Here is a 13,093-nt window from a genome sequence, read left to right as displayed (position 1 = left end):
TGTAGCGTCTGTTTTAATGCAGGTATACCAGGAAGAAAACTATGCTCAGATAACACCAGAGCAGGGAGGCGATCACATGTATATATGTTTCAAAGCGTTTCCCTTTCCATAACCGCGGCGAATACACGAAAAACTGGAAGAGTAGCCGGATCACCCAAAAGATAAAGCAGCCCAACGCCAACAGGTGGCCCAGCCGCGTTTGCAGCAGATCTGTTGCAGCAGAGATACAGCAAATACCCATCAGGAAGATGATGAGTCCAATAAAAAAAGTATGCACGTACATGATCTGCCGGCTTAAAAGGCTCACTGCTGCGAACTCTTTCTTCCAGTTAAAATAAGTGGGAAAGAAACAATGCAGCAAGGATAATAAAATAAGCAGATAACCTACGATATTAAGATGCAGTTCCATTTTTTCCGAGAATAAAAGCTGACAGGAATGGTGTAATTTTTATTTCTTCTTCTATGCTAAGTTGGGCCGAGGCAAAGGTTCGCTTCCATGTTTTTGTGGAGAAAAAGTGAAGGAAACCGATATTATAAGCTATAAAGTTGGGTATATCTCTCCGGTGTTCCAACACAATAATCTTTCCTCCCGGCTGCAGGTTATGTTGTAATTGCCTGAAAAAATGCTTTCTTTCTTCCTCGTTCCTGATTTCATGTGCAGCAAATAATAAAAATATAACCGCCACAGATGCCGGCTCCAAAGGCACTTCCGCGGTATTCATCCGTATCGTTCCGGGATAAGGCGCATATGCTTTTCTTGCGCGTTCAATAGATATTTCCGTGTGCTTCGCCGGATCATAAAAATCAAAGACCAGCATGTTGGCCATGGGATATTTATTGTGTAACAAAGCACTTGTTTCATCAAACCCTGCATGAATATTGACGATCCGCTGCCCCGGTGACACAATGATAGCATCCAGCCAGGACAAGCCGTATAACCTGCTACCATCATAGATATACCAGGAGACGACGAGTGACAGGAAAATACTGAGCACGGCGAGTACCAACAGCGGCGGTACAAAAAACAGTTGTCTTAATAAGCAACCTGCTACTACCAGCAATGCCGACAACACATAGAAATGCCAGTTAAACCGGATAATATTCGTCAGACCCTGAAAAGGCGTGCGCGTCAGGCTGTCCATATATCTAGTTTTCCTTTTTTCCAGTAATAGGGAATCTGTTGAATAAGAAATGCGTTTGCCAGTACCGCGTTTTCAAAACGGGCATTTTCCAAAAAACTGATTTCAGCACGAACCACTTCTACTGGCCTGGGAGTCCAGTTCTCCCGTACTCCTTCAATGATCAGCACTTCATTTGTTGCATCATTACAGGTAAATGTAAATGGCAGTGGCCCTGCAAACCGCCTGGCTTCTTTCCAGTTATCAAAGGGAGAGGTAACGGGTAATGCTGCATTCACATTATCTGTATTCACCAGGATATCCACACCGGATTTCAGGGATCTTACATGGATACTATTTTGCTGGTTATTCACTTCGATATCTGTACTGGTATAATTGTAGTGCGTAAACAGGTTCCCCAGGAAAGCCATCTTCTTTTTATCAGTTTCAGATTTGAGGATATATAATCCGCGTAATCGTTTTCCCTGACTTGTTGTATATCGTACAAAAACCCGGTAACCGGCCAGCACAAAATCATTTCCCATAAAAGCCGGAAAGCCCCTGGGTCTTAATTGCCGGGTTTGTACCACCGCGATGGCTATAAAAGCCCATTTGTCCTGGAAGAGGTCGGGTTCCAGCCTGGCTGGCAACAGTGGCCGTATTATTTCGGCCGGAATAGCATAAGTAAGTACCAGCGAACTATCGAAAAAAGCCGATACGGCAAAGGGATGATTTTTTAAAAAGGTTAACATCAGCTACTAAGTTTTGAGTAAGTTGGCCGCAACTGGAACCAATACACAAAAGTACTAAACAATACAGCTATCACCATATTTATTCTTCCAAATAATAACAAATCAGGTGCTAAGGTAAACTCAATGATATTCATCGTCATCACCAGGATTATTTGTGCGATGGCACACCATACTGGTTTTATGCGGGACAATATCCACACTGCCATTAACAATTCCAGTATGCCAATGACTTTGGTTAACAGCGGGGCATATGCTGCACCCAGTATCCTGGCGACTATCAACTGATGGCGGGGTACGAGATTACACACTTTACAGAGTAAACCGTTTACGATCCAAACTGTGGCCAGGAAGTAAGGAATGTATTTATAATATCCTTTTGGCATGGGTTATTAATTAGTAAGATTTATACCTTCTTCCTCAACTCCAGCTTTTTTATGGCCCAAACCCAGGCCAATACGATAGTTACTGCAGTTAAAAAAGCTGGCCACAGGACGATATTCCAGCCAGCTCTGGATCCATTAAAAAGAAAGTAGGCGCCCAGCAGGTAAAACAGCATCAACAGGCTCATTGCCAGGGCATATTTTATGACAGTGATCGCAGTTCCGCGCGACTTCATTAATATATCCGTGCCGGCTCTTCTGCCTAATAAATAACTCATTCCTAAAAGAAGTATAAAAAAGAGTAATACCAGCGGATGCATTTGATCCGCAATGAAGAAAATGATGTTATTGGCAAAATCTCCAGGCACAGTTACTATCAGCATCCATAGAAAATATAATGACAGTATCGCAATAAGTTGGGCTTTCAATACTATTTTGCCCCCAATTTGTTTTGCTACATGGGACTCCATACAGGTATAGTGTTTAAGCAACAGATAACCATTTATTCTACAGATAACATATCACTGAGCTACAAGCCCGTATTATGCAGCTCCTTTCTTAAACTCCCGCACAATCTTTATCACCACAGGAATTGTCACCACCACAATAATAATCGTGATGAAATATTTGAGATACGGCTTTAAAAAAGGCATCGCACCAATTAAATAGCCTGCTAATACAAAACTAAGTGCATAGCCGATGGAGCCGAGTGTTACCAATAACAGAAACCGGCGAAAATCGAGGCGGATCATCCCCCCCACAATGGGGGCAAAGGTGCGGATGAGGGGTAGAAATACGCCGGCTGTCAATGCGATGGCGCCATATTTATGATAAAATTGCTCGGCAGACACCAGGTATTGTTTGCGAAAAAAGCGGGAATCCGGCCGGTTTGCCAATAACGGACCGGTTTTGCGACCAAACACATACCCGGTTATACTTCCCACAACAGCACCTGCCGCCGCTACCGCACATACCAGTATTACATTGTAATGCAAACTGCCGGTAGCCGCCAATACGCCTGCGGTAAACATAAATCCACCACTGGGGAGGAAGAAACAAAAAAATAATCCGGTTTGCGCAAAAACAACAAGGAACAAAAACAACAGACCTCCATAGTTAAGGAGTGATACAGCATCAGACATTCGTAGCGTTATTAAAAAGTAATGCGGAGCTTTTACAAGGTAAATTTAAGCGAAGTCATTCAATTTAATGTGCTTTTCCTGCGGTATGATAATTGAGGACCGGTTTATATGCCATCGTCTGTGGTTGCACATATGAGCTATGATGCCGGTACACGTACGCTGCGAATCATCTTCGTATCAGGAATGATATACGATTACCAGGATGTGCCGGAGACTGTTTACATGGCGATGAAGCAGTCGGGGTCAAAAGGTACCTATCTCAATAAATATATAAAAGGGCATTATTCTTTTAAGAAAATTAAATGATGATGCGCTTACAGGCATTCAAAAAACGCAGCGGATATAAACCATTTTGAATGGGCTTATATCCGCTGCGTTTCTCGTGAAAGGTTAACTGCTAATGGATCAAAGATCAGTGAGGTAATAACTCGGCCAGCTTCTTATCCAGTGCCTCACCCCGCAGATTTTTAGCTACTATTTTTCCGTTGGGATCCAGCAGGAAGTTTTGCGGTACGGCTCTTACACCATATAATTTTGCCACTTCGTTTTCCCAGTATTTCAGGTCGGATACATGCGTCCAGGTGAGTTGATCCGTGTGGATGGCTTTCAGCCAGGCATCATGCCCGTTTGCCTGATCCAGGGATACACCGAGGATAGTAAACTGTTTGTCTTTGTACTTATTGAATGCCGCCACCACATGTGGATTCTCTGCGCGGCAAGGACCGCACCAGCTGGCCCAGAAATCTACCAACACATATTTTCCACGGAAATCAGACAGGCTTACGGGTTTGCCCAGCGTGTCGTTCTGCGTGAAAGCCGGCGCTATGGCGCCTACCGCCGTTTGTTTCCAACCGTTGATAATACCCGCTACTTCTTTCCCCTTTTTGCTATCTTTTACAGCCGGAGATAAGTTACTGTACAGGGTAGCAATTTCCTCTACATTATCAGGAACAGAACCGGCGAAGCTCTGCAATGCATCCAGGCTTACGGGCGATGTGCTGTTGTCTTTTATAAATGTTTTGTAGATCTCTTTTTCTGTGGCACGTATGGCGGTACTCTTCTCTTCATACAATTTTCTAAACGCCTCCGACTTACGTGTTTCTTCTGAAGCGGCGATATAATCTTCTGTCAACTGGTCCCGCTGTGCGCTTGTACTTTTCAGCCGGGCCTGCAGACGCTGCTGATCATCATTGAGGCGGGAGCCTTTTAATACAGCATTATATACAGAGTCTTTTGCTGTGAGTGTGATGGTACCTTTTTCCAGGTATACTGCCAGCATATCGGATTTATAAGACATCATGGTAGTAGGCGCCGTATGACGCAGTACCAGCGTGGCTCTCACAGGATCGTTTACTTTTCCTTTGAATTCAAACGCACCATTTTGCAGGGCGGCGGAATCGCGGATCACTTCTCCATTGGCACGATAGGTAAGAAACAATTTGGCCGGGGCATCGAGCGTACCGATTTTTCCTTTCAGCACAAAGGCGCCTTCCTGGGCAAATAAGGTGGCTGGCAATAACGCCAGCAGGGCAAATAACATGCGGTTCATATGGTGTTGTTTTTGATTTTAGAATGCTCTTCCATCTAATGGAATGTTCCATTGTGGATTAAATTTCAATACAGGATTAGAAATAGTGAGAATAAAATCTTTTGAGTCGATGGTACCCTCATGTATTTCTGTACCTATTTTATGCGTGATCTTCGTTTTACTCCAGGGTTTGCCTGTTTCAGTACAGAAGCGCTTCAGGTCCAGGAAGCGTTTGAATGAACCTAATGGCAGTTCCCTTCTTCTTTCATCCAATACCTGTTGAATTACTTCCACCTGCGATCCTACGGTCAATTCAGGCGTACCTGTTTTATAACGGTAACGGCGCAACGTATTCAGGTCTGCTATTGCTGCTGCCAGCTGGTTAGTACGTGCATATCCTTCGGCGCGCATCAGCAGCAGTTCGGGATAGGTAAAGCCTGCGGTCATTCTTGACTTGGAGCCGCGATAGTATTGTATGCGGTTGCCGTCGTCATAGGTGACATTGTTATAGGTTGTTTTATAGCCGGGCGCTGTTAAAAAGAAATACTTGAAGCGCAGATCGTTAGCCTGGTCATACAAAGCAATTACTTCGTCTGAAGGATAAGAGGAGGATGATCTGCCGGCTCCGGCATCCAGGTTTCTATAGAATAAATTTTCCCGGCTGTTGGCAGCAGTCAGAAAATCATCTGGCGCCTTGATGGTACTGTTGACGATGTTATTAGGATCCGTCCACGAAAAGCTGTTGTAGTTGTAAATGATCTTATCTGTTCCGCCGGCGCTGGCAGCGGTCCAGGCGAGATTGGCGTAGTACACCACGCTGTCATACTTCTGTGTAAACAGGTGATAGTAGGCCAGCAATGCCTGTGCTGCTGCTTTGTTAGGACGCGATGGCCAGTTGGTTACATCCGGCATATCAGGTAATGCGGTTTGTATATCTTTTGATACCAGGTCAAAAGCCTGCGCCTGTGTGGATAAATCAGGCAACTGCGCACCTACGTCCGCACTGATTACATACGGGATCGTTTTAGTATCATTCGGTGTACCTGGTTTATATACCGGCCCATATACCATGGTGGAAATGAAGTACGACCAGGCCCTGTTTACCAGCGCCTGTGCAACCACTCTTTTGGCGTATTGCTGATTTTCCGCGGTCTGGTTGGGGATAGCGCGTACCCCTTCAATTACGTTATTGAAATAAGCCATAGAGCGATAGGTACCCCAATCCCAGAAGTAATCGGAAGTAGCCGGATTTTTATATGGCTGCCGGAATACGTATGCCCAGTAACGATCGATATTAGGATGGTTATTGGCTTTGTAACTGATATTCCCGATACCTTCCGACAACGACAGGTTATCTGTCAGATAGCCCAGGTTACATCCATTGTTGTTGTCCACAAAAGCCCATTGTGCGATGTTGGAATTGTCGAGCAGGTGATCAAAATCCGCTACTTCGGTAGGGATCAGTTTTCCTTTAGGTTTTACATCCAGGAATTTACTGCAGGAAACCAGGCTGGTAGCAAGGATGGTGGATAGAATAAGTATATGCTGTTTCATGATCGCCACAATTAAATATTAAAGAGTAAATGATAACCCCACATAAAACTCAGGCCGCAGCGGCAGGGAGCTGAAGCCCTGCTCTGTAAACGCGCCGGTGCCTCCTGTGAGATTCAGTTCAGATGTTTCCGGATCCCGGTGATCACTGTTGGCCGTAATCATCAGCAGGTTGCGGCTTTGCAGGTATATCCTGGCATTGGTAAAACCAATCTGTTTTAAGATCCGTGGGTTGATATCGTAGGTGAGGGTAATATCACGCAGCTTCATATAGTTACCGCTTTCAATCAGGATATCCGAATATGGGAAATAGAACATATCCATGTTCCAGTCGCTGAGTTTGGGATAGATTGTTTTTGCTTCATCACCGGGCTTACGCCATCTTTCCCCTACATGTTTATTTAAAATATTCGATCCGCTGAAGGCATCTCTCCTCAGCACATTTCCCATTTTTGCAATGAGCATAAAGGACAGGTCGAAGTTTTTCACACGTACGGAGTTAGTCAAGCTGATAGCATATTTAGGACGCAGGGTACCACTATACACCATATCCGCTACGGCCACATTTCCTCCGCCTATTTTCTCGTTTTTGGCAGAGTAGAATTGTGATACACCGTTATTATCGAGGCCCGCATACCGGTAACTATACAAGGCATCCAGCGGGTCACCGGCTTTTTTAATAGCGCCGTTGGTAACAGAAGATGGATACTGGTAAGTCACATTATAGGTAATAACTTTATTGTTATTGTAGCTGAAGTTCAGGAAGGTATTCCATACCAGCCCCTTTTTGCGGATCACATCTGCATCTATGGATATTTCGTAGCCCTGGTTACGTACCTGTCCTACGTTTTTGGTAAGCGAACTAAATCCGCGGGTAGGGTCAATGGCATCTGCTGCGAGCAGATCGCTGCTATTACGCAGGTAGTAATCTAGCGTAACATTGATCCTTCTTTTCAACAAAGACACATCTACACCCAGGTTGGTACTTTTTGTTTTTTCCCAGCGTAATGAGTTGTTAGGCGGAGAAGTAATGCCATAAGATATATCGCCGGTATATGTAGAATAACTGCCCGGCGTGATGATCAGGAACGGACCTGAGTTCAGGGAGATATTTCCGTTGATACCATATGATGCGCGCAGGTCCAGGCGATCAATCAAAGGCACCTGGAAAAATTTTTCTTCTGCCAGTTTATAGGTACCTCCGGCAGACCACAGTGGTTTATAACGATAGCGGGGATCGGTACCAAAGAAGTTGGTTTGATCCAGGCGGATGCTACCACTGAGGATAAAGCGATTATCGTATTCGTAGGAGCCGTTGGCATACCAGGAAACGAAACGGTTATCCTGGAACTGGTACCTGCCTATGCTGGCAGAAGGACTGTTGACGCCCAGTTTGTCTGCGTTGTAGTTTCCTGCGTTGTAATCGGCATAGTTGAAAGTAGCAAAGGTACCTGCCTGATCGTTGTAGCCGAAGCGGGTAGGCAGGCTATTATTATCTGTGGTATTGCGGCTGATCTCATTTCCGGCGATTGCGGCAACGCGATGACGGGAGCCAATGAGTTTACTAAAGTTCAGCTGGGTACGGAACATATAGCTTTGACTAAAATTGCGGTCTTCATTTACCACGGCGCCATCTGGCACATAGTGTTTAGATGGATTGGATATAGAAGTGTTATCATCGTACCAAAGTCTTACCCGGTAAGCATTTTTATCGTATAAGCTTCTACCCAGCATATCCCCTCTGCTCCAGGAGCCACCGGCTTCTACGTTTAGTCCTTCCAGTAGTTTGATGTTGATACTACCGCCAAGTCGAAGTTGCAGGGTTTTAGTGGTCGTATTTTCCAGCGCCAGGTCTTCCAGCGGATTATAGTACAGCGGCTTCATACCGGCGATGCCTGCATAGCGGTCGCGTTTTCTGGCATTCTTATAATCCAGGGTCAGCGGCGTTCCTGTTTCCGGATCTACCACCAGGTCATAGGGTTGTAAGAGAGAAGTATTTGTATACGCCAGCATATCCTGCCAACCTTTTACCGGAGCGGTAGTAGTGGCATAGTTCACGTTAGAGAACAATCGTATAGCCACGCGCTTGCCTGGACGCCAGTCGTTCTTCATGTCGAAGATCAGGCGGTTGTCTGAATTGCGGATGGTGTTATTCTGATTAGAGATATATTTCACTGCGGCATTCAGCATGCTTTTCTCGCTGCCACCGGATAAAGAGATATTATGTTGCTGGGTGAACTGGTTCCTGAAATAATACTTTTGCAACTGCGCCTGTCCATCACTTTTTCTCAGGACATCCAGTTGTGCCTCTGCATCTTTTTCGGTTAGCCATCCCTGTGACTTTGCGATCATGAGATAGTTTACTTTTGAGCTGATGTTATAGTCGTTATAGTCGTTCAGGTTACCGTTGGGGTCGAGGTTATAGAGTTCTATTTCCGCGTCTACATAGTCGGCCGAAGAAGCCCTGTTCAGGTACTTCAGATCCGGCTTCAGGGTGATGCCGGTAGAGCCTTTGTATTCCACCTGCAGGGCGCCTTTTCTGCCCTGGCGGGTAGCCACTACAATTACGCCATTGGAAGAACGGGCGCCGTAAATAGAAGCAGCTACCGCATCTTTTAAGATCGTAATTGATTCGATGTTATCGATGTTCAGTGATTCCAGTCCGGCGTTGGTGGGGTAACCGTCGATCACCAGCAGCGGCGCGCTGGCAGCGGTACCGAGCATAGTGGATACGCCACGGATTTCCAGGTTTCCTTCTTTGGTGAGGACAACGCCGGTGGCTTGTCCTTCGAGAGCGGACTTCACGTCTGGTTTTAATTTGCTGCGGAGGCGATAGGGGTCGATGACTGAAAAGGAGCCGGTAGCTCTTTCCCGCGAAATCATCTGGTACCCGGTGTTCACCACATCTACGCCGGTGAGCTTATTGTTGGAAGCTTTCAGTTGCAGGCTGATCACCGCATTTTTGCCTACTACCAGTTCCTGTTTTTCGAAACCGATATAGGTAAATGACAGCACCGCATTTTCATCTTTTACCACCACGGTATATTCTCCGTTGGTATTGGTTTGCGTGCCTTTATTAGTGCCTTTTATCACTACAGACACACCTGCCAGGGGGATACCATTTTCATCGGTGATACGGCCGGATACCACTATCTGTGCAGGCAATGCCGGCTGTGCAGGCGTGCTGGGGATGATTTTAGTAACGGTAATCGTTTTATCCTCGATCGCATATTCCAGCCCCTGCCCCATCAGGGATAAGTGTAACAGTTCCTGGATAGTAGCGTTTTTCACTTCTACAGTCACCGGGCGGGTAGTTTCCAGTGCTTCATAATTATAAAAAACAATGTATCCTGTTTGCCGGTTGATGTTATTAAAAACCGTTGACAGCGGCGTATTTCTGACGGACATGGTCACCCGTTGCGCCAGTCCTTTGGCGCTGATTTGCAAAGCGCCCGCCATTAGTAGTAAAGCAGATAATCTCATGATCCTCCAAATTTTGGTTGGCTGACTATTTATTTTCATTGCGCCGGTATGCACCGGCGGGTAAGATCTGCATTGGTGGTGATGCGTTTCTAAGGTATTGTTGCGGGGATAATCTGGTTGATGATTATGCGCATAGGCTTCCCCGCCTCTGTTTTGGAACAAAGCAGTTAAAATCATACTTTTGATTTCGGTGATAAAAATGAGTTTACACGAGTAATTTATTGCCTGTAACCAGTGATGTTTGCCCATCACTGGTTTTTTAATGGCGTTGGTTTTTAGCAATGACTTCTTAATTCAAAGGCGTGTTGGTTTTAGTATGTTAAAAAATATGGTGTGCTTACTATCGTAGTACAGTTATTTTCCGACCATCTATTTTGAATAACACCTGGTTTCTCTCGAGAATATTTAATACGCGTGACAAAGGGAGGCTACGCTGCATCCCGCCACCAAAGTACATTTCACGTGGTGTTCCTTCATACACCACGTCTATATCATACCATCGTTCCAGTTGCCGCATCACCGTGGCAATATCGGCCCGTTCGAAGATGAAAAATCCATTTTTCCAGGCTACCGCGGCCTGTGTATCCACCTGTGTAACGGCGATACTGTTGTTGCCGGCCATCCGTGCCTGCTGCCCTGGTTGTAATTTTTTCACTACACCACGATGGCTGACATTCACCGCTCCTTCCAAGAGGGTCACCGCCATTACCTTTTCGTTGGGATAGGCCATAATATTGAACTGCGTACCTAACACAGCGATCTCTGTTTCATTTACTTTCACCCGGAATGGCTTACCGGGCAATGGTGCTACATCGAAGTATCCTTCTCCCGTAAGTATTACCTCCCGGTTATTACCTCTGAAGGCAGTGGGAAAATGCAGGGAGCTGGCTGCATTCAGCCATACTTTGGTACCGTCGGGCAGGGTAAGCTGGTATTGTCCCCCGCGTGGAGTGGTTAACGTATTATAGCTCACCTCGTCCGTTGTTCCTCCTGCTTTATATTGTACCTGTCCGTTTTGTAGTTTGATGATGGTGGTGTTTCCCTGTTTGCCCAGGGTATCATTTTGGGCCTCATCGAGGGTAATGACTGCCCCGTTGGCAAGTGTCAGCGTTGCTTTATTGCCACCGGGTGCAACGTCATTTTTATACCGCTGCGCTATTGCCGGTATAGGCGCTACCGTAGTAGCCGGCTTTATCCACCAATAGCCAACGGCTGCCAGCAGTATTCCACCCATTACAGCAGCCGCCCACCACCAGCGCAGGTGATGAACGGGGCGTACAGACTCCACAAAAGGCAGGGTAACATCAGCGGCTGTAATGCTTTTCAGCAACGCCTGATGAGTTGTTGTATCCGGCATTTCATTGGCCGGCGCCTGCCACATCAGGTCCGTTAACGCCGCCATAAACAGTTCCATATGATCATCATTCCTGAGCAGATGATACAATTCTTCCTGTTCCTCGGCAGTTTCCTTCCCGGAAAGACGTTGTTGCAATAAATACTTAACCCTTTGCTCCTCCATGCTTATAGGGGCCCATTTAACAGTACACCCAATATTAAGAATGAGCTGCCGGCAGAAAGGACCTATCTTCCTAAAAAAAATTATTTACAGATAAAAAGGAGGTACACAAGCGGGATGGTATGACCATAACGGCGCAGGTGCTCCCGGATCGACTTCAGGGAAAAGACGAGCGCATTTTTAACAGAATGGGGAGATAAATCCAGCTCCGTGGCTATTTCCGGGATCTTCATGCCTTTATTACGACTCATCTGGAATATGCGTCGCCGTTGGGGAGATAATAATTGCACCGCTTCTTCTATGAGTACGTGCAGTTCTTTCAGGCTCAATTGCCGGCTGGGGGTATCTATTTCATCGGCTACGGTGATCACCGCTTCCCGCAAGCGATATTCAGTAGCTTCTTTCCGGAGGTAGGTATAACATTCGTTGGCGGCTACTTTGTACAGCCAGGCTTTGGGATAGTCAATATCTGTGAGCTTGTCGCGACTTAACCACACCCGTAAAAAAGTGGCTTGTATCACTTCTTTTGCATTCTCCGGCGACTTCACCATTTTCTGAATAAATGGCTCCAAACTTTGCATAGCGGTATTGAACAGGACACCAAACGCTCCCTCATCACCTTCCGAGATGCGTTGAAACAATGCTTTGTCAATATCGTTGTGATCGTGCATTATAGTTAGCAGGCTACTGGAATAATTTTCTAAATGGTTGGTGGTATCCCTGCTAAAGTAATAAAAAATTGGGCGGATACAAGGCTCCTGATAAGATTAACTGATTTGTTGGGAATAGCGTTCCAGTTTTTCCTTTTCCTCTTTTGTCAGGCTATGGATGCCCTTCTTGTGGATTTTATCGAGGATAGCATCCAGTTCCCGCTGCCGGTTGGCCCGGTCAACAATGTACTTATCGTCGATATCCGCAAATACGTGGTGCTGCCGGTAAAAGAAATTGTCTACCAGCAATACATGTGGTTTGGTAATGATGACATACATAAAAAATATAGCCGGTACTGCGATAATCACCACAGTAGCGAAATTTTCTATCATCGCCTGCGGTTCCAGTGCTATTGCGATCATCATTCCCACCAGCGCTCCGCCCAGGTGGGCATCGTGTCCTATATTGTCTTTGCGCGACTTAATCCCGTAAATCGCATATAAGATATAGATCAGTCCATACAGCCAGCCTGCCACCGGAAATAATCCGAAGAAACTAACAGACATACCGGGGAATAAAGCGATCGACGCAAAGATCACCCCGCAAACCGCGCCCGAAGCGCCTACTGAGCTATAATCGCTGTTGTTCCGGTGTATGTATAGGGATAATAAATCGCCTCCGATTAAACTACCGAAGTAAATCAATAGAAAAGCCATGCTGCCTAATCCTTCTTCCAACAACAAACTAAAGCCCAACAGGGAGATCATGTTAAACAGCAAATGCTGCCAGCTTACGTGCAGAAAACCTGATGTAATTAGTCGCCAGTATTCTTTAAACAGCCGTATTCTTTCCACTACAAAAGCGTATTTATCGAAGAATGCGCGATTTTTGAATCCTCTGTATGAGAAGAAGATATTTGCGATAACGATACCGAGGGTGATGAAGCCGGTGTTATTCATGGTACAGAGATTT

13 protein-coding genes are annotated in these 13,093 nt (G+C 45.7%); 1 reads left to right on the top strand and 12 read right to left on the bottom strand.

The annotated features are described in order from the left end of the window. Positions 1-13 precede the first annotated feature (13 nt). The 6 genes from J7623_RS19150 to J7623_RS19125 all read right to left on the bottom strand — a co-directional run bounded on the left by J7623_RS19150 (position 14) and on the right by J7623_RS19125 (position 3,392). The gene (locus tag J7623_RS19150) at positions 14-409 is read right to left on the bottom strand and encodes a hypothetical protein (RefSeq protein WP_291923314.1); all 396 of its coding nucleotides are present in this window, start codon (positions 407-409) and stop codon (positions 14-16) included. Then, positions 393-1,142, bottom strand: coding sequence for a class I SAM-dependent methyltransferase (locus tag J7623_RS19145; protein ID WP_291923312.1), 750 nt, complete (start codon positions 1,140-1,142; stop codon positions 393-395). The genes J7623_RS19150 and J7623_RS19145 overlap by 17 nt, the downstream gene beginning before the upstream one ends. Continuing rightward, positions 1,130-1,870 carry a DUF2071 domain-containing protein gene (locus tag J7623_RS19140; protein WP_291923311.1) on the bottom strand — a complete coding sequence of 247 codons (741 nt, stop codon included), beginning with the start codon at positions 1,868-1,870 and terminating at the stop codon, positions 1,130-1,132. The genes J7623_RS19145 and J7623_RS19140 overlap by 13 nt, the downstream gene beginning before the upstream one ends. After that, entirely contained in the window at positions 1,870-2,253 is a 384-nt protein-coding gene (locus J7623_RS19135; protein WP_291923309.1) for a DoxX-like family protein, read from the bottom strand. Before J7623_RS19135 ends, J7623_RS19140 begins: the two co-directional genes overlap by 1 nt. Positions 2,254-2,273: 20 nt before the next feature. Then, positions 2,274-2,720 (bottom strand): hypothetical protein, encoded by a 447-nt coding sequence (locus J7623_RS19130; RefSeq protein ID WP_291923307.1) that lies wholly within the window; start codon positions 2,718-2,720, stop codon positions 2,274-2,276. A gap of 72 nt (positions 2,721-2,792) precedes the next feature. Then, positions 2,793-3,392 (bottom strand): VTT domain-containing protein, encoded by a 600-nt coding sequence (locus J7623_RS19125; RefSeq protein ID WP_291923304.1) that lies wholly within the window; start codon positions 3,390-3,392, stop codon positions 2,793-2,795. Positions 3,393-3,500: 108 nt separating this feature from the next. On the opposite strand from J7623_RS19125, the gene J7623_RS19120 reads away from it, so the two are divergent. Beyond that, complete coding sequence (locus tag J7623_RS19120; RefSeq protein WP_291923303.1) at positions 3,501-3,698, top strand: KTSC domain-containing protein; 198 nt, start codon at positions 3,501-3,503, stop codon at positions 3,696-3,698. 106 nt (positions 3,699-3,804) lie between these two features. Here the strand turns inward: J7623_RS19120 and J7623_RS19115 are convergent, their stop codons facing one another. From J7623_RS19115 to J7623_RS19090, 6 genes are all read right to left on the bottom strand, one after another. Beyond that, positions 3,805-4,941, bottom strand: a complete 1,137-nt coding sequence (locus J7623_RS19115; RefSeq protein WP_291923301.1) for a TlpA disulfide reductase family protein — start codon at positions 4,939-4,941, stop codon at positions 3,805-3,807. An 18-nt stretch (positions 4,942-4,959) separates the two neighbouring features. Then, the gene (locus J7623_RS19110) at positions 4,960-6,474 is read right to left on the bottom strand and encodes a RagB/SusD family nutrient uptake outer membrane protein (RefSeq protein ID WP_291923299.1); all 1,515 of its coding nucleotides are present in this window, start codon (positions 6,472-6,474) and stop codon (positions 4,960-4,962) included. 18 nt (positions 6,475-6,492) lie between these two features. Next, positions 6,493-9,954, bottom strand: a complete 3,462-nt coding sequence (locus J7623_RS19105) for a SusC/RagA family TonB-linked outer membrane protein (protein ID WP_291923296.1) — start codon at positions 9,952-9,954, stop codon at positions 6,493-6,495. 340 nt (positions 9,955-10,294) lie between these two features. Continuing rightward, complete coding sequence (locus J7623_RS19100; protein ID WP_291923294.1) at positions 10,295-11,473, bottom strand: FecR family protein; 1,179 nt, start codon at positions 11,471-11,473, stop codon at positions 10,295-10,297. 80 nt (positions 11,474-11,553) lie between these two features. After that, complete coding sequence (locus tag J7623_RS19095) at positions 11,554-12,141, bottom strand: sigma-70 family RNA polymerase sigma factor (RefSeq protein ID WP_291923292.1); 588 nt, start codon at positions 12,139-12,141, stop codon at positions 11,554-11,556. 96 nt (positions 12,142-12,237) lie between these two features. Beyond that, positions 12,238-13,080 carry a rhomboid family intramembrane serine protease gene (locus tag J7623_RS19090; RefSeq protein ID WP_291923290.1) on the bottom strand — a complete coding sequence of 281 codons (843 nt, stop codon included), beginning with the start codon at positions 13,078-13,080 and terminating at the stop codon, positions 12,238-12,240. Positions 13,081-13,093 lie beyond the last annotated feature (13 nt).

Origin of the sequence: Chitinophaga sp., assembly GCF_017745275.1 — a bacterium.
Taxonomy (GTDB): Bacteria; Bacteroidota; Bacteroidia; order Chitinophagales; family Chitinophagaceae; genus Chitinophaga.
The sequence above is the reverse complement of the archived record's forward strand: the minus strand, read 5'-3'. Positions and strand labels throughout refer to the sequence as shown.

Coding starts and splice junctions, on each gene's coding strand:
- J7623_RS19150 (WP_291923314.1), bottom strand. CDS start 409: ATGGAACTGCATCTTAATATCGTAGGTTATCTGCTTATTTTATTATCC.
- J7623_RS19145 (WP_291923312.1), bottom strand. CDS start 1,142: ATGGACAGCCTGACGCGCACGCCTTTTCAGGGTCTGACGAATATTATC.
- J7623_RS19140 (WP_291923311.1), bottom strand. CDS start 1,870: ATGTTAACCTTTTTAAAAAATCATCCCTTTGCCGTATCGGCTTTTTTC.
- J7623_RS19135 (WP_291923309.1), bottom strand. CDS start 2,253: ATGCCAAAAGGATATTATAAATACATTCCTTACTTCCTGGCCACAGTT.
- J7623_RS19130 (WP_291923307.1), bottom strand. CDS start 2,720: ATGGAGTCCCATGTAGCAAAACAAATTGGGGGCAAAATAGTATTGAAA.
- J7623_RS19125 (WP_291923304.1), bottom strand. CDS start 3,392: ATGTCTGATGCTGTATCACTCCTTAACTATGGAGGTCTGTTGTTTTTG.
- J7623_RS19120 (WP_291923303.1), top strand. CDS start 3,501: ATGCCATCGTCTGTGGTTGCACATATGAGCTATGATGCCGGTACACGT.
- J7623_RS19115 (WP_291923301.1), bottom strand. CDS start 4,941: ATGAACCGCATGTTATTTGCCCTGCTGGCGTTATTGCCAGCCACCTTA.
- J7623_RS19110 (WP_291923299.1), bottom strand. CDS start 6,474: ATGAAACAGCATATACTTATTCTATCCACCATCCTTGCTACCAGCCTG.
- J7623_RS19105 (WP_291923296.1), bottom strand. CDS start 9,954: ATGAGATTATCTGCTTTACTACTAATGGCGGGCGCTTTGCAAATCAGC.
- J7623_RS19100 (WP_291923294.1), bottom strand. CDS start 11,473: ATGGAGGAGCAAAGGGTTAAGTATTTATTGCAACAACGTCTTTCCGGG.
- J7623_RS19095 (WP_291923292.1), bottom strand. CDS start 12,141: ATGCACGATCACAACGATATTGACAAAGCATTGTTTCAACGCATCTCG.
- J7623_RS19090 (WP_291923290.1), bottom strand. CDS start 13,080: ATGAATAACACCGGCTTCATCACCCTCGGTATCGTTATCGCAAATATC.